The sequence below is a fragment of the uncultured Reyranella sp. genome, assembly GCF_945957355.1.
In the GTDB taxonomy this organism is placed as follows: domain Bacteria; phylum Pseudomonadota; class Alphaproteobacteria; order Reyranellales; family Reyranellaceae; genus Reyranella.
Map to the genome: position 1 here is coordinate 247,847 of NZ_CAMFKM010000006.1, position 17,874 is coordinate 265,720.

General features: G+C 65.3%; 16 protein-coding genes. 4 read left to right on the plus strand and 12 right to left on the minus strand.

Annotated features, from left to right (window positions below):
* Nucleotides 1-68 precede the first annotated feature (68 nt).
* Nucleotides 69-1,292: a 5-aminolevulinate synthase gene (hemA, locus tag Q0Q48_RS12665; RefSeq protein ID WP_295138059.1), complete on the plus strand. Its 1,224-nt coding sequence runs from the start codon at nt 69-71 to the stop codon at nt 1,290-1,292.
* A gap of 5 nt (nt 1,293-1,297) precedes the next feature.
* Here the strand turns inward: hemA and Q0Q48_RS12670 are convergent, their stop codons facing one another.
* The gene (locus tag Q0Q48_RS12670) at nt 1,298-2,512 is read right to left on the minus strand and encodes an MFS transporter (protein ID WP_295138061.1); all 1,215 of its coding nucleotides are present in this window, start codon (nt 2,510-2,512) and stop codon (nt 1,298-1,300) included.
* Nucleotides 2,513-2,584: 72 nt separating this feature from the next.
* Between Q0Q48_RS12670 and Q0Q48_RS12675 the strand changes: the two genes are divergently transcribed.
* Nucleotides 2,585-2,995, plus strand: a complete 411-nt coding sequence (locus tag Q0Q48_RS12675) for a hypothetical protein (protein WP_295138063.1) — start codon at nt 2,585-2,587, stop codon at nt 2,993-2,995.
* A gap of 4 nt (nt 2,996-2,999) precedes the next feature.
* On the opposite strand, the gene Q0Q48_RS12680 is transcribed toward Q0Q48_RS12675, so the two are convergent.
* The 4 genes from Q0Q48_RS12680 to gor all read right to left on the minus strand — a co-directional run bounded on the left by Q0Q48_RS12680 (nt 3,000) and on the right by gor (nt 7,769).
* A complete protein-coding gene (locus Q0Q48_RS12680; RefSeq protein ID WP_295138065.1) occupies nt 3,000-3,629 on the minus strand; it encodes a glutathione S-transferase N-terminal domain-containing protein in 630 nt (209 codons plus the stop codon).
* 16 nt (nt 3,630-3,645) lie between these two features.
* The gene (locus Q0Q48_RS12685; RefSeq protein ID WP_295138067.1) at nt 3,646-4,794 is read right to left on the minus strand and encodes a hypothetical protein; all 1,149 of its coding nucleotides are present in this window, start codon (nt 4,792-4,794) and stop codon (nt 3,646-3,648) included.
* Between the two features lie 39 nt (nt 4,795-4,833).
* On the minus strand, nt 4,834-6,279 hold the full coding sequence (locus tag Q0Q48_RS12690; protein ID WP_295138069.1) for a class II 3-deoxy-7-phosphoheptulonate synthase: 1,446 nt from the start codon (nt 6,277-6,279) through the stop codon (nt 4,834-4,836).
* 95 nt (nt 6,280-6,374) lie between these two features.
* Nucleotides 6,375-7,769: a glutathione-disulfide reductase gene (gene gor, locus Q0Q48_RS12695; RefSeq protein WP_295138071.1), complete on the minus strand. Its 1,395-nt coding sequence runs from the start codon at nt 7,767-7,769 to the stop codon at nt 6,375-6,377.
* Between the two features lie 138 nt (nt 7,770-7,907).
* Here gor and Q0Q48_RS12700 point away from each other — a divergent pair, with 138 nt between their 5' ends.
* On the plus strand, nt 7,908-8,396 hold the full coding sequence (locus tag Q0Q48_RS12700) for an EF-hand domain-containing protein (RefSeq protein WP_295138073.1): 489 nt from the start codon (nt 7,908-7,910) through the stop codon (nt 8,394-8,396).
* A gap of 72 nt (nt 8,397-8,468) precedes the next feature.
* Here the strand turns inward: Q0Q48_RS12700 and Q0Q48_RS12705 are convergent, their stop codons facing one another.
* From Q0Q48_RS12705 to Q0Q48_RS12730, 6 genes are all read right to left on the minus strand, one after another.
* Complete coding sequence (locus tag Q0Q48_RS12705; RefSeq protein WP_295138075.1) at nt 8,469-9,689, minus strand: ABC transporter substrate-binding protein; 1,221 nt, start codon at nt 9,687-9,689, stop codon at nt 8,469-8,471.
* Between the two features lie 189 nt (nt 9,690-9,878).
* Nucleotides 9,879-11,096, minus strand: coding sequence for an ABC transporter substrate-binding protein (locus Q0Q48_RS12710; protein ID WP_295138077.1), 1,218 nt, complete (start codon nt 11,094-11,096; stop codon nt 9,879-9,881).
* Between the two features lie 98 nt (nt 11,097-11,194).
* Nucleotides 11,195-12,202 carry a branched-chain amino acid ABC transporter permease gene (locus tag Q0Q48_RS12715; protein WP_295138079.1) on the minus strand — a complete coding sequence of 336 codons (1,008 nt, stop codon included), beginning with the start codon at nt 12,200-12,202 and terminating at the stop codon, nt 11,195-11,197.
* A gap of 2 nt (nt 12,203-12,204) precedes the next feature.
* Nucleotides 12,205-13,110, minus strand: coding sequence for a branched-chain amino acid ABC transporter permease (locus tag Q0Q48_RS12720; RefSeq protein ID WP_295138081.1), 906 nt, complete (start codon nt 13,108-13,110; stop codon nt 12,205-12,207).
* A 10-nt stretch (nt 13,111-13,120) separates the two neighbouring features.
* Nucleotides 13,121-13,834: an ABC transporter ATP-binding protein gene (locus Q0Q48_RS12725; protein WP_295138083.1), complete on the minus strand. Its 714-nt coding sequence runs from the start codon at nt 13,832-13,834 to the stop codon at nt 13,121-13,123.
* Complete coding sequence (locus tag Q0Q48_RS12730) at nt 13,834-14,622, minus strand: ABC transporter ATP-binding protein (protein ID WP_295138085.1); 789 nt, start codon at nt 14,620-14,622, stop codon at nt 13,834-13,836. Before Q0Q48_RS12730 ends, Q0Q48_RS12725 begins: the two co-directional genes overlap by 1 nt.
* Before the next feature lie 260 nt (nt 14,623-14,882).
* Here Q0Q48_RS12730 and Q0Q48_RS12735 point away from each other — a divergent pair, with 260 nt between their 5' ends.
* On the plus strand, nt 14,883-15,980 hold the full coding sequence (locus tag Q0Q48_RS12735) for a hypothetical protein (RefSeq protein ID WP_295138087.1): 1,098 nt from the start codon (nt 14,883-14,885) through the stop codon (nt 15,978-15,980).
* 69 nt (nt 15,981-16,049) lie between these two features.
* On the opposite strand, the gene glmS is transcribed toward Q0Q48_RS12735, so the two are convergent.
* Nucleotides 16,050-17,873 (minus strand): glutamine--fructose-6-phosphate transaminase (isomerizing), encoded by a 1,824-nt coding sequence (gene glmS, locus Q0Q48_RS12740; protein ID WP_295138089.1) that lies wholly within the window; start codon nt 17,871-17,873, stop codon nt 16,050-16,052.
* Nucleotide 17,874 lies beyond the last annotated feature (1 nt).

Here is a 17,874-nt window from a genome sequence, read left to right on the forward strand (position 1 = left end):
CGCGACCAATTGTGGCTGCGGGCAAAAGCGCCTTGCGCCTAGAATGAGTGCGCGGGAGACACCAGCCCATGGACTACGAAGCTTTCTTCAACGGCCATCTGGGCCGCCTTCGTGACGAAGGGCGATATCGCGTCTTCGCCGAACTGGAGCGCATCGTCGGCGCCTTTCCCCGCGCCCGCCTCCATCGCGAAGGTGAATCCCCACGCGACGTCACGGTCTGGTGCAGCAACGACTATCTTGCCATGGGCCAGCATCCCGCCGTCGTCGAGGCCATGCAGGCCGCCATCGGCGCGCAGGGCTCGGGCGCCGGCGGCACGCGCAATATCTCCGGCACCAACACGCTCCACGCCGCGCTGGAGTGCGAGCTTGCCGCGTTGCACGGCAAGGAAGCCGCCCTCGTCTTCACCTCGGGCTACGTCGCCAACGAGACCACCTTGCAGACGCTCGGCGCCATGCTGCCGGGCTGCGAGCTCTATTCCGACGCCTTCAATCATGCCTCGATGATCGCGGGCATCCGCCACTCCGGCGCCACCCGCCGCATCTTCCGGCACAACGATCCGCGGCATCTCGAGGAACTTCTCGCCGCCGCCGATCCCGAGACGCCGAAGATCGTGGCCTTCGAATCGGTCTATTCGATGGACGGCGACGTCTCGCCGATCGGCGAGATCTGCGACATCGCCCATCGCTTCGGCGCCCTCACCTATCTCGACGAGGTCCACGCCGTCGGCATGTACGGGCCGCGTGGCGCCGGCGTCGCCGAACGCGACGGCGTGCTCGACAAGGTCGATATCGTCCAGGCGACGCTCGCCAAGGCGTTCGGCGTTGTCGGCGGCTACATCGCCTCGACGGCGGCCACGGTCGACTTCGTGCGCTCCTGCGGTTCGGGCTTCATCTTCACGACCTCGCTGCCGCCGGCAATCGCCGCGGCAGCGCTCGCCAGCGTGCGCCTTGTCAGCGGCCAGCCGGAGCTGCGCGTCCGCCACCAGGAGCGCGCCGCCACCCTGAAGCGCCGCCTCACTGCCGCCGGCCTGCCGGTGATGCCCTCGACCACGCACATCGTGCCGGTCTTCGTGGGCGATGCCGCGCTCTGCAAGCAGGCGAGCGACCTGCTGCTTGACCGGCATGCGATCTACGTGCAGCCGATCAACTACCCCACCGTGCCGCGTGGCACCGAGCGCCTGCGCCTCACGCCGACGCCGATGCACAGCGACGACGAGATCGCGCGCCTGGTCACGGCCCTGCAGGATGTGTGGCAGACGCTGGGCCTCGGCTCCCGCGCCGCTGCGGAATAGCAGCCCTACTCCACCGTCCGCATCGACCACAGCCGCGACTTCAGCAGGACAATCGCGATCATCAGCAGCATCGCGATCGCGGGGGCCAACAGGGCGGCCTTGAGGCCCCAGATCGAGCAGATCGTGCCGGTGAGGAAGGCGCCGATCGGGCCGCCGCCGCTCAGGCCGAGTTGGAACAGCGACATCAGCCGCGCGCGGTGCGTCGCAGGCGCCACGATTTGAACCACCGTCCGGCTCTGCGTCATGGTGATGCCGGCGCCCAGTCCCCAGATGAAGATCAGGGCGAGGAACACCGGGAACGGCGGCAGCATCGCGAGCGACAGCAACACGATGGCGCCGACCAGCACCGCGGTGCCGATCAGCCGTCCCCGCAGGGTCAGCCGCCGCGCGAGGCCAACCAGCGCCATGCTGGCCACGATGGTGGCGGCCCAGAAGGCCAGGTTCATGTAGGAGAGTTCGGCCGCACCGCCCGCATAGTGGTCGCGGATCGCCAGCGGCAGCACCGCCATGAACGGGCCGACATAGAAGACGCCGACCCCGAAGTTGAGCAGCAGCACGGGCCAGATTTGGTCCGACCTCGCGGCGGCCGACACACCCTCGCCGATGCTGCGCCAGAAGCCCGGATGTTCGGTCTTCGGGTGCGGCGGCGGGTCGGGCAGCCGACGCACGAAGATGCAGCCCGCCAGGACCATGCCGGAATGCAACAGCAGGAGCGGCAGGGCGCCGAACCGGTCGGCGGTCGAGGCGCAGGCGATGCCCAGAAGCTGGCCACCGAACTGCAGCGCCGTCGCCAGCGCCACGGCCTTGGGCAGGCCGCCCTTGGGCGCCACGACCGGCAACAGGGCATCGCGTGTCGGGATAGCGAAGGCGCCGATGGCTCCCGCCGCGACGCCATAGGCGATCAAGAGTGGATAGCTCAGCCCGCCCGACCAAAGGACCAGCGCCAGCGCGAGCGGCGGCAGGGCGTAGATCAGGTGATAGCGCAGCAGCAGGCGGCGGGCATTGCCGCGGTCGGCGACCAGGCCGCCCAGTGGCAGGAAGAGCAGCGACGGCGCCATGACGGCCGCCTGCGCGACACCCACGGCGAAGGCGTCCATGTGCAGGACCACGGCGACCAACCACGGGAACAGCACCATCTGGATGCCGAGCGGCACGAACCAGCTGGCGAGGCCCGCGAGGTAAACCGGGAAAGCGTTGGCAGGGGGCTTCCCTTGATCCAAGGCACATCCATCTATATGTTGTAGACACTTAGTGCCCGTTGCTCACGCGATAGTCAAAGGCGCCGAACGCAAGTGTCCACCTTCAATCGCAACACCTTGGTCAAGGTCCTCGAGATCCTCGACAGCAGCCATGCCCAGGAGGCGCTGGCCGCCGCCAAGCTCGCCTCGGCCATGGTGCGGGAAGCGGGCCTCACCTGGGATCAGGTGATCGACGACGCCATCCTGCCGCGTGTCGCCGCCCCTTCCCCTGCCACGCAGGAGCCGGCGCAGGCCCGTGCCCCCGGTGCCGGGCCGTTCGGGTATCGCCGCGAGCGTGAGCTCTCGCCACACGAGCAGTTCTTCATGGTGCTGCTGAGCCCGCGCACGCCGGTGGACATCAAGCGCAAACTGCGTTCGTGGGAAGGCCGCGTCCTGGACGGCGAGATCACGCCGCAGGAGAGCGCCGACCTTCAATTCATGTACCAGAGTTTCGTGGTCGGCTGACGAATCAGGCGGCGAGCAGGACGCTCTGCTCGCGCTCCAGAACACGCATTACGGCGGGCCTCGCCAGCATGCGGTCCTTCCAGGCCGTGTAGTTTGCAAGCTCAGCGACCGGCATGCCGATGCGCTTGCCCCAGCCGTAGAAAACCAGCGCGTAGCCGTCGACCACCGAGAACTCGTCGCCCAGGATCCAGGTCTTGCCCGCCAGGAGACCGTCGATCTCCTTGAGGTTGGCGAAGAAATTCTCGCGGCCCACGGCCTTGAGATGGTCGAAGACGGCGGTGTCGGTGGCGAAGCGCTCGGGGCGACCGATATGCGTGAAGTTCGGATGCACGGCGTTGGAGAACCAGGCCATCAGCGAAATGGCACGGGCCCGCGCCACGGGATCCTTCGGCATCAGATGCGGTGCGTATTTCGTTGCGATGTAGTCGAGGATCCCCGTGTTCTCGACGATCGTCCCCTCGTCCACGACCAGCGCCGGCACGCGGCCGCGCGGGTTGACCTTGAGGTACTCCGGCGTCCGCTGCTCGCTCTTGGCGAAGGAAAGCGCCTGCGAATCGTACTTCGCCCCGCTCTCCTCGAGCCCGATGTGCGAAGCCGTCGAACAGGCGCCCGGTGCGTAATAGAGCTTGAGCATCTTGACCTCGGGAGGGTTAGAGCGGCCGGGCCGCGTCGGCAGGGCGGTTACGATGCAGGAATTCGCGGCCGATCTTCACCCGCTTCTCGCCGTCGTACTCGACGATGTCCGCGGTGGCGTAGGTTTCGGACCAGTTGGACGGCAGGAACGAGCCCGAGCCCACCACGTCGATCGGCGCCTTGGCCTCGGCCATGACGCGGCACTTGGCCGGGCCGAAGCCGGAAGACGCCACGATCTTCACCTTGTCAAAGCCGTTGCGGTCGAGTTCGGCCCGCAGGTGGAAGATGGCCGCCGCCGACACGCCCGTGCCGACGAGGTAACGCAGCTCCTCCTCGCTGCGGTAGCCGCGGATCGATTCCGGGGAGAAGCGCTCGAGCACGGCATAGGACGAAGCGGGATCGAGGCCCTCGACATAGCGACCACCGGTCGTGTCGAGGCGCAGCGACAGGTTCCCCTGGGCGGCAAGCTCGGGAAAGCGCCGGCAGACCTCAAGCGAGTCGGAAATCTCACGCGCAAAATAGTCGACCAGCACCGTCATGCCTTCGGCCGGAAAGGTCTCGTGGAACATCTCGGCGGCACGCAAGGTCGAGCCGGCATAGCCGATCAGGGCGTGCGGCATGGTGCCGAGGCCATACTCGCGGCCGAAGTAGTGCGCCGTGGCATGGGTGGCGTTGCCGATGAAGCCGACGGCGCCGACCTTGCGCTTGGCGCGCGCCGATCCTACCGAAGCGGCATAGGCCATCATCTCGGCCATCTCCCGGCCCGCGCAATGGCGAGCGTCCATGGCGAGGAAGGCCGACTTCGGCATGTCCGCGCACATGGTCCAGGCGTTGTAGGCCGCCACGCAGGCGGGGCCGAGCTTCTGCAGGAAGATCGTCTCGAGGTCGACCAGGTGGAAGAAGGAGCCGGTGATGTACATCATCGGCTCGCCGGCACCGACCCACTTGCCCTCGCGGTAGCGCATGTCGAGTTCGACCGTGGTGTTGCGCGCGCGGCCGGTCTCCTCCAGCCATTCGAGCGCCAACCGTGGCGCGAACACCACCGGGCGCCGCATGAAGATCGCGTAGGTGACCGTACAGTCGCCGAACTTGCCGATCACCTGCTTCGAGCGATTGAAGTAGTGATCGGTGTAGCGTTCAATCTCGCCATTCTCAGGATGCGTCATGGCCCTCCCCGGGCTCTCGTGCCACGCCTCGGCCGTCGCTCAGATGGCCGGGCGGGCCCTTGCGACGGACAGGCGTTCCGCCTTGAGCTGCTCGGCGAGCAGGAACGCGAGTTCGAGCGCCTGGCTGGCGTTCAGCCTGGGATCGACCAGTGTCTCGTAGCGCTCGTTGAGATTGTCGACCGTAATCTCGGTCGAGCCGCCGATGCACTCCGTGACTTCCTGGCCGGTCATCTCGAAGTGCACGCCGCCGGGATGGGTGCCCTCGGCACGGTGCACGGCGAAGAACTCTTTCACCTCGCGCAGGATCGCATCGAAGGGGCGGGTCTTGCGGCCGTTCGAGGCCGTGACCGTGTTGCCGTGCATGGGATCGCACGACCACACGACCGTCCGGCCCTCGCGCTTCAGCGTACGGACCAGCGCCGGCAGCTTGTCGGCCACTTTGTCGGCGCCCATGCGCGCGATGATCACGATGCGTCCCGCCTCGTTCGACGGGTTCAGCGTGTCGATCAGGCGCAGCAGATCATCGGTTGGAAGCGTCGGACCGGCCTTGAAGCCGATCGGATTGCGGACGCCGCGCAGGAACTCGACATGGGCACCGTCGGGCTGTCGCGTGCGGTCGCCGATCCACAGCATGTGGGCCGAGCAATCGTACCAGTCGCCGGAAGTTGAATCGACGCGGGTCAGCGCCTCCTCGTAGGGCAGCAGCAGTGCCTCGTGGCTGGTGAAGAAGTCGGTCTCGGCGATCTGCGGCGTCGTCGCGGAGTTCAGGCCGCAGGCGGCCATGAAGTTCAGCGTCTCGTCGAGGCGGGCCGCGAGGTCTTCGTAGCGCGCCGAGGCGGGCGAGCTGCGCACGAAGTCGAGGTTCCAGCGGTTGACCTCGTGCAGGTCGGCATAGCCGCCCTGGGCGAAGGCACGCAGCAGGTTGAGCGTCGCGGCCGACTGGTTGTAGGCTTGAACCATGCGCTCCGGATCGGGCAGGCGCGCGGCGGCCGTGAACTCGATGCCGTTGACGTTGTCGCCGCGATAGGACGGCAGCTCGACGTCGCCGATCTTCTCGACATTGGAGGAGCGCGGCTTGGCGAACTGGCCGGCGATGCGGCCGAGCTTCACCACCGGCATGCCCGCGCCATAAGTCAGTACGACCGCCATCTGCAGCAGCACGCGGAACGTGTCGCGGATGTTGTTGGCGGTGAAGTCGGCGAAGCTCTCGGCGCAGTCGCCGCCCTGCAGCAGGAAGGCCTCGCCGCTGGCGATCTTGGCCAGCGATGCCTTGAGCTTGCGAGCTTCGCCAGCGAAGACCAGCGGCGGATAGCGGCGCAGCCGCGCCTCGGCGTTGGCCAACGCGGCGGCGTCCGGATAGACCGGCATCTGCAGTGCCGGCCGGCTGCGCCAGCTCGTCGGCGACCAGTTGGCGGCGCTCGACGTGCGGGACTGGGCTTTCGCAGTTCGCGAATCGGCCCTGGATTGGCCTTGGATCGCGGTCATCGACTCCTCCTCGACCCGCAGGCCGAAGGGGCCGGCGGGGTGGGTGAACCTATACGTGCTGTGGATAAAAGGCCAGCCGGGAGCCCGGCCCCGTTCTACTCCGCGGCTGCCCGGGTCGGGGCCGAATCCGCCCGCGCCGTGCGCATGGTGACGAACTCCTCGCCGGCCGTCGGATGGATACCCACGGTGGCATCGAAATGGGCCTTGGTCGCGCCCGCCTTCATGGCCACGGCGAGCCCCTGGATCAGCTCGGCCGCGTCGTCACCCACCATGTGGATGCCGACGACCCGGTCGGTCGCGGCCTCGACGATCATCTTCATGAAGGTGCGCTGGTGGCGGCCGGAGACGGTGTACTTCATGGGCCGGAATGCCGCCGTATAGATGCGCAATTCACCCAGCTGCAGCTTCGCCTGCTCCTCGGTCAACCCGACATTGGCCATCTCGGGCTGGCAGAAGACCGCCGACGGCACATCGTGGTGGTTGGCCTTGCGCGGTTTCTTGCCGAACTCGGTATCGGCAAAGCAGTGGCCCTCCATGAGGGCGACCGGCGTCAGGTTGATGCGATCGGTGACATCGCCCACGGCCCAGATATTGTCGGCCGTCGTCTTCGACCATTCGTCGACCGCGATGGCGCCCGCTTTGTTCAGCTGCACGCCCGCCTTCTCCAGCCCGATGCCCGACGTGTTGGGCGCGCGGCCGGTGGCATACATCACGCAATCCGTCTCGAACATGCCGCCCATCGGCGTATGCAGCTCGAACGGACCGCTTTTGCCATCGGCGCCCTTGGCGACGATGCGGCCGATCTCCGTCTCGGTGCGCATGCGGATGCCGCTTTCCTTCAGCGCCTCGTGCACGAAGGTCCGGCACTCCTCGTCGAAGCCGCGCAGCACGCGGTCGCGCCGCAGCACGAGATCGACCTTGGCGCCAAGCCCATGGAAAATGCCGGCGAACTCGACGGCGATGTAGCCCGCGCCGACGATGGTGATGTGCCGGGGCAGCTCGGGCAGGTGGAATGCATCGCTGGAGGTGATCGCCAGTTCGCAGCCGGGGATGGACGGGATCACGGGATGGCCGCCGGTTGCGATCAGGATCTTCTCGGCGGTGATCGTCTCCTCGCCGACCTGGATCGTATGGCGGTCCATCAGCCGGCCGCGGCCCATGTGCAGCTTCACGCCGGCGCCGTCGAGCAGGCGCAGGTAGACCGCGTTCAGCCGGTCGACTTCCCTGTTCACGTTGTCTCGCAACGTCGGCCAGGAATGGGAGGGCGGGGCCACGGTCCAGCCATAGGCTGCCGCATCTTCGAACTCGTGCGCGAACTTGGAGCCGTACATCAGGAGCTTCTTCGGCACGCAGCCGCGGATCACGCAGGTGCCGCCGACGCGATAGTCTTCGCAGATGCCAACGCGCGCGCCGTGGGTCGCCGCGATGCGCGAAGCGCGCACGCCGCCCGATCCGGCGCCGATGACAAAGAGATCGTAATCATAGGCCATGGGTTATCCCCAGAGAGAACAAAACCTCAACGCGGCCACAATTCGGTCGCCCGGCAGACTATATCGGGGCCTAGACGGGCCGGTAAGGGAAATGGCGCGTGTATTGCCGTCTCCTGACACAACCCAAAGGACATGCCCATGCCGAGATTTTCCCTGCTCGCGACCGCTTTCCTGATGCTGGCGGCCCCTGCCCTCGCCGCCCCTGGCGACTCGCCCGCCGCGCCGACGGCTCCTTCCGCCCCTGCCGCCCGGCCCGCGCGCACTGACGGCGGTGTCATGCGCTACGATGCCAACAAGGATGGCGCGGTCACGCTCGAGGAATGGCGAACCGGCCAGGAGGCCCGGTTCAAGCGCCTCGACGCCAATGGCGACGGCAAGATCAGCAAGGACGAGCTGTTTGCCCGCACGCCCGCCGTCGGCAACAGCGTTCTCCCGACCGACCGGCAGGCCAACCAGCAATCCAGCTACTTCCTGCTCCTCGACACCGACAAGGACGGCTTCGTTTCACTGACCGAGTTCCTAGCCGGCACCGAGCGCAACTTCACGCGCTGCGACCTCGACAGGAACGGCCGCATCGACACCGCAGAGTGTCGGCAGGCGCTGCAGCGCAAGCGCGCCGAGCGGTAGGCTGGCGCCCCACTGCAAACAAAAGGCCGCCGGGCACTGCCGGCGGCCTTCCATTCGATGCAGAGCGATACCTCAGGAACCTTCGGCGGACATGATGTCGCCGAACAGCTCCCAGGTCTCTCCCTTGAAGCGAGCAAGTTTCACCGACTGGATCGGATAATAGTCGGTGGGGCTGGTGCTGACCGTGATGCCCGGCAGCAGCAGCGGCACCCTGTACTTCTTGAAGCTGGTGGCCTGCTTCATCAGGTTCTCGCGCGTCAGCGTGTCGCCGCACCGCTTCAGTGTCTCTTCCATCAGGCTCGCGACGGCATAGGCGAAGACGTAGTTGCCGTCGTCCTGGCTGGCGCCCGGCATGTACTTGCTCATCCAGGTACGCCAGACCTTCATCTCGGCATTGTCACTCCACTGCTTGTCAGTGGGATCCATCAGATAGAGCGCCGTGATCATGCCCTGGCTGTTCTCGAGGCCGGCCGGCTTGAGCGTCGATGCGACCGAAGACGAAACATTGTTCAGGTACTGGATGGGCTTCCAGCCGATGTCGGCCACCTTGCGGATGGCCTGGGCAGCGAACTTCGGAATCGCAATGTTGAAGAACACATTGGCGCCGGCATCCTTGAGCTGGATGATCTGGCTGTCGACGGTCGGGTCGGTCGTCTCGTAGGTGACATGCTTGACCACCTTGTTGACGTCCTTGCCGAGTCCTTCCTTGAACCCTTCCCAGTAGTCCTTGCCGTAGTCGTCATTCTGCATCAGCACGCCGATCCTGGGATCCTTCACGGTCGCGAGGATGTGCTTGGCATAGATGACGGCTTCGGTGTGGTAGTCGGGCTGGAAGCCCATCGTCCACGGGAACTCCTTGTACTTGCCCCACTTGGAGGCGCCGGTCGAAACGTAGAGTTGCGGCACCTTCTTCTGGTTCATGTAGCGGTGGATCGCCGAGTTGGTCGGCGTGCCCAGCGTGTTGAACAGGCACAGCACCTTGTCCTGTTCCACCATCTGGCGGACCACTTCGACGGTCTTGGCCGGATTGTAGCCGTCGTCCATGGTAATGAACTTGACCATGCGTCCGTTGATGCCACCACGCTCATTGACGCTCTTCCAGTAGGCTTCCTCGCACTTGCCGATGACGCCGTAGGACGAGGCTGGCCCGCTGTACGGGTTGGTGTGGCCGATCTTGATTTCCTTGTCGGTCGCACCGTCGTCGTATTTTTTCTGCGCGAAGGCCCTGCCGGATGCCGACAAAACGGCGGCCGCCGAAACGCCGCCCAAAAAGGTACGTCTTTTGGTCTTCAATGTTGCCTCCCTTGGATGAACAGTCTCTTCCCTCTTCTTGATTTGTTATGCGGAATATCGTTACGCAGAACGGACGGCTTGGAAAGGCAAAACGTGGCCCGTGCCGGCTCTTTCGATGCTGCAGCGCGGGATCAAACAAAAAGGCCGCCGGGATCGCCGGCGGCCTTTCGTCGTCAAGAAAGTTTGGGTTCAGGAACCTTCGGCCGACATGACATCGCCGAACAGATCCCATGTCTCGCCCTTGAAGCGCGCGAGCTGCACCGACTGGATCGGGTAATAGTCGGTCGGGCTGGTGTTGATCGTAATGCCCGGCAGCAGCAGCGGCAGCTTGTACTTCTGGTAGTTGGCCGCCTGCTTCATGACATTCTCGCGGGTCAACGTGTCGCCGCACTTCTTCAGCGTCTCGAGCATCAGGTTGGAGACGGCGTAACCGAAGACATGGTTGGCGTCAGCCTTGTTGGCGCCCGGCATCCACTTGTCCATCCAGGCGACCCACGCCTTGAAGTCGTCGGTGTTCTCCCACTGCTTGTCCGTGGGGTCCTTGAGATACTGCGCCGTGATGATGCCCTGGCTGTTCTCGAGACCGGCCGGCTTCATCACCGAGCCCACCGAGGCGGACACGTTGTTGAGGTACTGCGCCGGCTTCCAGCCGATGTCGGCGGCCTTGCGGATCGCCTGGGCGGCGGCCTTGGGCGTCGCGATGTTGAAGAACACGTTGGCGCCGGAATCCTTGAGCTGGATCACTTGGCTGTCGACCGTCGGGTCCGTGACCTCGAAAGTCACGTGCTTGACGATCTTGCCGGTTTCCTTGCCCAGGCCTTCGCGGAAGCCTTCGTAGTAGTCCTTGCCGTAGTCGTCGTTCTGCATCAGCACGCCGATCTTGGCGTCCTTGATGTTGGCCAGGATGTGCTTTGCATAGACGACGCCCTCGGTGTGGTAGTCGGGCTGGAAGCCCATCGTCCACGGGAACTCCTTGGGCTTGCCCCACTTCGACGCACCGGTCGCTACGTAAAGCTGCGGCACCTTCTTCTGGTTCATGTAGCGATGGATCGCCGTGTTGGTCGGCGTGCCGAGCGTGTTGAACAGGCACAGGACCTTGTCCTGCTCGACGAGCTGGCGCACCAGCTCGACCATCTTCGGCGGCGAATAGCCGTCATCGCGCGTGATGAAGTTGATCTTGCGTCCGTTGACGCCGCCGGCCTCGTTAACCGACTTGAAGAACGCCTCGATCGTCTTGCCGATCTGGCCATATGACGATGCCGGGCCGCTATACGGGCCGGTATGGCCGATCTTGATTTCCTTGTCGGTCGCGCCGTCGTCGTACTTCTTCTGCGCAAAAGCCGACTTCGTGCCCAGAACCGCGAAGGCTGAAGCGCCCGCTACAAAACCACGCCTGCTCGTACGCATTGTTTTTCCTCCCAGTGTCTAACGTCTGCCGGAGCTTCGTCTCGATTCCGGCCAGAAAGAAGGCCGCCTTCCGGCGACTTTCGGACAAGGGGCCCGGGTTACGCCCGTGCACCCCGCAGCTTGCGGTAGGCCATGTACAGCCCGCCGGCGATGCCCATCGGCATCAGATAGATGATGGCGATCAGCAGCACGCCGAAGACCGTGTAGGCGGAGAGATCGAACGGCAGGCCGAGGTCGTTGCGGATGAACTGGGTCAGGGACTGCGCCGAGTTGTCGACCAGCACGTAGAAGATGCCGCCGAGCACCGAGCCGAACAGCGAACCGATGCCGCCCACCACGAGACCGATCAGGAACTTGATCGACAGGAAGATGCCGAAGCTGTCGGGCGCCACGAACGCGATTGCGGAGGCCGACAGCGCACCGGCGATGCCGGTATAGGCCGCGCTGATCCCGAAGGTCACCGTCTTGTAGAGCGCCGTGTCGATGCCCATCGTGTCGGCCGCCAGATACTGGTCGCGGATCGCCATCATGGCGCGGCCACTGCGGCTGTTCAGCAGGTTCGCCGCCCCCCAGAACAGCACGATCATGATCAGCAGGCAGAAATAGTAGAGCCACTGGTCTTCGCTGAGCGGCAGGCCGAACGGTACCTCCGGCTTCATCAGCACGATGCCCTGCACGCCGCCGGTCAACCCTTCGAGCCACTTGTATTTCAAGATCTGGGGTACCGCGAGAGCGAGCGCGAAGGTCGCGAGCGCGAGGTAGTGACCTTCGAGCTTGAGCGCCGGCAGGCCGAACAGGTAGCCGACGATGAAGCAGACGATGGCCGCCGCCGGGATCGTCGCCCAATAGGGCACGTTCAGCTTGTCCATCAGGATGGCGGCGGTATAGGCGCCTACTGCGTAGAAGGCGCCGTGGCCCAGTGAGAACTGGCCGTTGAACCCGGTGAGCAGGTTCAGCCCCAGCACCGCGATCGCGGCAATGATCATCGTGCTGACCAGGAACAGGCGATAGTCGGAGACGACCTCCGGAAAGACCGGCTGCAGCAGCGGCACCAGCACCGCGAGCACGATGACGCCCAGCACCCACTTCTTCGACGAGGCGGCCATGATCAGACCCTCCTCACGACGACCCGGCCGAACAGGCCGGCGGGTTTTACCGTAAGGACGAAGATGACGATGATCAGCGCCACCGTGAGCTTCTCGCCGTTGCCGATGATGTAGATGCCGGTCGCCTTCTCGATCTGGTTGCCGGCGTAGGCCACCATGTTCTCGAGGATGCCGACGATGAAGCCGCCGGCCACCGCGCCCGCCGGATTGGAGATGCCGCCGACCAGGGCGCTCGCGAAGGCATAGAGCAGGATGCCGCCCATCATATTGGGCTCGAGATAGACGATGTGGGCGACCATGATGCCCGCCACCGCCCCCACCGAGGCCGCGAGGCCCCAGCCCAGGGCCAGCATCCAGTCGACGCGGACGCCCACCAGCCGTGCCATCTGCGGGTTCTGCGCCGCCGCACGCATGGCGAGGCCGAGCGGCGTGTAGCGAAAGAAGACGAACAGAAGTCCCAGGACGATCAGCGTGACCAGGACCACGCCCAGCTGATGGGGCCCGATCACCCCGGCAATGCCGAACTCGGCCTTGGGAAAGGGTGACGGGAATTCCTTGATCAGGTAGCTCCAGAAGGCGCCGGCCATCGAATTGAAGATCGCCAGCAGGCCGATAAACACCACGATGATCGACAGGACCGGGGCGTTGTGCAGCGGCCTCAGGATGAGCCGCTCGATCAGGACACCCATGGCGAAGGAGATCAGCACGGTGAGGATGAAGGCGAGCCAGAAGCTCATCCCCCAGTCCATGAGCTGCCAGGAAATGTAGGTGCTGAACATCGCCATCTCGCCCTGGGCGAAATTGATGTGATCGGTCGACACGTAGATCATGACCAGCGCGAGAGCCACGCAGGCATAGATGGCGCCATTGGCGAGGCCGGAGGCGATCTGCTGGAGAAACTGTTCCATTACGTCTGCCTCAGTAGCCGAGGTAGGATTTGCGGACGTTCTCGTCGTTCTTCACGACGTCCGAGGGACCCGACATGACGACCTTGCCGGTTTCGAGCACGTAGGCGTGCGTTGCGAGGTCGAGAGCGAGAGCCGCGTTCTGCTCGACCAGCAGGATGCTCACCTTCTCTTCCTCGTTGATGCGCCGCAGGATGCGGAAGATTTCCAGTACGATCAGCGGCGCCAGGCCGAACGACGGCTCGTCGAGGAGCATCAGGCGCGGCTTCAGCATCAGCGCCCGCGCGATGGCCAGCATCTGCTGCTCTCCGCCCGACAGCGTGCCGGCCTGCTGCTGAATGCGTTCCTTGAGGCGCGGGAAATAGGCGAAGACCCTCTCCAGCTCGTTCTTGACCGCCTGCTTGTCCTTGCGGGTATAGGCGGCGATGCGGAGATTCTCGTCAACGGTCATCGTCGTGAAGGTGCCGCGGCCTTCGGGTACATGGGCGATGCGCTGACGGACGATTTCTTCCGTCGCCATGCCGCGGATGTTCCTGCCGTCGAAGCGGATCGTGCCGTCGGTGCGGACCATGTTGCAGATCGCCCGCAGCGTCGTCGTCTTGCCGGCGCCGTTGGCGCCCAGCAGCGTGGTGATGCCGCCGGTCGGGATTTCGAAGCTGACGTCATAGAGCGACTGGGTCTGGCCATAGAAGGCTTTCAGTCCGCTCACCTCCAGAAGTGCAACCATTACGCGGTCCCCAGGTAGGCGCGGATCACTTCCGGATCGCGCTGCACTTCGGCGGGCGTGCCGTCGGCGATCTTCCTGCCGAAATCGATCGCGACCACCTTGTCCGACACCGACATCACCAGGCTCATGTGATGCTCGACCAGCAGGACGGTGACATTCTGAAGGTCGCGAACGCGCTTGATCTGGCTCTTCAGGACCTCGATCTCGTCGTGGTTCAGACCCGCAGCCGGCTCGTCGAGCAGCAGCAGCTTGGGGCTGGACGCCAACGCACGGGCAAGCTCGACCCTCTTGCGGATGGGGAACGGCAGTGGCCCCGCCATGGCGTCGGTGAAGGGCACGAGATCCATGAACTCGATCAGTTCGAGGGAGCGCCTGGTGATCGCCTCCTCCTCGACCTTGACCTTGGGAACCCGCACGGCATTTTCGAAGAAGCTGGTCGAGCTGACGCTGTGGCAACCGACCTTGACGTTGTCGAGCACCGACATCTTGTCGAACAGCGCCACGTTCTGGAACGTCCGCCCGATGCCGATCCGGGGGATGGCGTGCCGGGGCTGGTCGAGGATGGTCCGCCCTTCGAACTGCACGTCGCCGCTATTGGGCGTGTAAAGCCGGCTCAGGCAATTGAACAGGGTCGTCTTGCCGGCGCCATTGGGCCCGATCAGCCCGGCGATCTGGCCGCCGAAGACATCGAAGGTTACGCCGTCGAGGGCGACGATGCCGCCGAACCGGACAGACACGTCGCGCACGCTGAGCAGCGGCGAGCCGCGGGATGAAGTTGGTCCTGCCATGTGAATGCGGATTCCGCTGGCCAGCGCATTACACGCGCCGACGTGGCGAAATTACCCTGTCCTCCCAAGTACTTGCGACCCTTCTTCGGAGTCTGCATTTCAATTACGATGGCTCATCCCGCGCGAACACGCAACTCAAATGGAACGATGCCATGCTTTCGGCGCGATTGCGCCGCAGGTTGGCTTTGGTTAGCGGACATTGACATGCCGCTCTTTGCAACCGATACGAAAACTCCCCTTCCAAAAGCGGGCTCACCGCAATGAATCGCATGTTCCGCTCGACCCTCTTCCTGACTGCTGCGGCCTGCCTCGCCATCCCGGCCATGGCACAGACTCCGCCGACCCAGGCTTGGCCCCAGAACCGTCCGCCGGCCCAGGCGGCTCCTCCTGCCCCCGCGCAGCCCGCGGCTCCGCCGGCCGCGACGCCGCCGGCCGCCGCCGCGGCACCCACCCCCGGCGGCGCAGTTCCACTGCCCCAGTGGTTCGTCGACATTGACGTCAACAAGAAGGGTGAGATCACCCGTGCCGAATTCCTGAAGTACCGGATGAAGTCCTTCGAGACGCTCGACACCAACAAGGACAACAAGCTCTCGCTCGAGGAGTTCATCAAGGTCGTCGAACCGCCGGTGACGCCCGCCGATGCGCCGGGCCTGCCGCCGCTCGAGGAGCGCCGCACCCGCGCCCGCGCCGAGTTCCAGAATCTCGACACGAACCGCGACGGCGTCGTCGACCGCGGCGAGGCGGAGGCGCTGGTCCATTCGGAATTCAACAACTACGACACCGACCGCGACAACAAGGTCACGGAGCCCGAGGTTCGCCTGATCATCCAGCGCGCGATGCAGCGCGAGGCGGCGGAACGCCAGCAGGCCGAGGCCCGTCGCCGGCAGGGCATGATGACCCTGAACGAGTTCATGGACATGCAGCTGCGGCAGGGCGACCAGCTCGACAAGAACAAGGACACGAAGATCAGCGGCGCGGAATACGTCATTCTGGCCGGCCCGGCGGATGGGCCGCAGGCCAAGAACCTGTTGCCGTTCGACATGCGCAAGAAGATCGCCATGCGCAAGTTCGCCGAGATCGACACCAACAAGGACGGCCAGATCGACCGCGTCGAACTGAGCGGCTATGCGCTGAAACAGTTCGAAGAGATGGACCTCAACAAGGACCGTTTCATCAGCGAGGAAGAGTTCAAGAAGGCGCAGGAGGCGGAAGCCGCGAAGATCCGTGCCATCGTGCAGACGATGATGCCGGCCCAGCAGCCGGCGCAGCCCCGGCCGGCTCAGCCCCAGCCGCGCGGCGGCCAACCGGCTCCGGCGCCCTCCGGTCCACCGCCGGGCCTGCCGCAGGGCACGCGCTAAGCATTCCTGGAAATCGAAAGCCGCGGGTCCGAAAGGCCCGCGGCTTTTTTTTGCGCCCGCCCGAGAGCGCTACTCGACGGTGACGCTCTTGGCGAGATTGCGCGGCTGGTCGACGTCGGTGCCCTTGGCGACCGCCGTGTAGTAGGCCAGCAACTGGACCGGGACCGTGTAGAGGATTGGTGCCACGACGGGGTCGACCGACGGCAGCGTGAGCGAGGCGACCGCGTGCGGGCCGAGGCGCGCCACGCCGGCGGCGTCGCTCAGCAGCACCAGCTTGCCACCACGCGCCTTCACCTGCTCGAAGTTCGATGCCGTCTTGTCGAACAGTGAATCGTTGGGTGCCACGACCACCACCGGCACCAGCTCGTCGATCAGCGCGATCGGCCCGTGCTTCATCTCGCCGGCCGCGTAGCCCTCGGCGTGGATATAGGAGATCTCCTTCAGCTTCAGGGCACCCTCGAGGGCGACCGGGAAGGAGGTGCCGCGGCCCAGATAAAGCACATCGCGCGCTTCGGCGAGCACATGGTCGGCGATCTGCCGGTACTGTGCCTCCATGTTCATCGCCTCGTTGATCAGTGCCGGCAGCTCGATGAGCGCGGCCACGTAACGCGCCTCGTCGGCCGCCGACAGCGTGCCCCGGGCGCGCCCCGCCGCGATCGCCGCGGCCAGCAGAACGGTCTGCTGCGTGGTTGTGGCCTTGGTCGAGCAGACGCTGATCTCGGGGCCGGCCAGCGTGTGCAACACGACATGCGATTCTCGGGCGATTGCACTTTCCGGCACGTTCACGACCGAGAGCACGGTCTGCTTCTCCGCCTTGGCGTAGCGCACCGCCGCCAGCGTATCGGCCGTCTCGCCCGACTGCGAGACGGCGATGCAGACGCCCCCCTCGGGCAGCGGCGGCGCGCGGTAGCGGAACTCGGAGCCCAGTTCGACCTCGACCGGCAGGCGCGCGATCTGCTCGAACCAGTATTTCGCGACCATGCAGACATAGAACGCACCGCCACAGCCCGTCAGGGTGATGCGACTCACCTTGTTCCAGTCGAACGGCAGCGCCGGGAGCGCGACCGTCCGGCTCGCCGGGTCGATATAGCTCTGCAGCGTATCGCCGATCACCGCCGGCTGCTCGTAGATCTCCTTGAGCATGAAGTGGCGATGGTTGCCCTTCCCCATCATGGCGCCGCTGAGACCGGTCTGCCGGATCTCGCGCCTCACCTCGGTGGTACCCTGATAGACCTTTGCGCCATCCTGGGTGACCACGACCCAGTCCTCGTCCTCGAGGTAGCTGACTCGCTTGGTGAACGGGGCCAGTGCCAGTGCGTCGGTGCCGATATACATCTCGCCGTCGCCGTAGCCGACCGCCAGTGAGCTCCCGCGGCGCGCACCCATCAGCAGATCGTGGCGGCCGCTGAAGAGGACGGCGAGCGCAAAGGCGCCGCGTAGCCGCTCCATCGCCGTGCCCATCGCCTGCTCGGGCGACATCTGCCGCTCGAGATAGGACGTGATGAGCTGGGCGACGACTTCGGTGTCGGTGTCGCTGTCGAAGCGGCGACCCTCGGCCTCCATCTCCTCCTTCAGCTCCTGGAAGTTCTCGATGATGCCGTTGTGAACGACCGCGACCCGGTCGGTGGCGATCGGATGGGCATTGCGCTCCGAGGGCTTGCCGTGCGTCGCCCAGCGCGTGTGGCCGATGCCGATCGTGCCCTTGAGCGGATCGTCCTTCAGCCGCGCCTCGAGGTTCACCAGCTTGCCCTCGGCCCGGCGCCGGTCGATATGGCCGTTCACCAGGGTGGCGATGCCTGCCGAATCATAGCCGCGATATTCGAGCCGCTTCAGCGCGTCGACCAGGAGAGGCGTGACGGGCGCTTTGCCGATGATGCCGATGATGCCGCACATG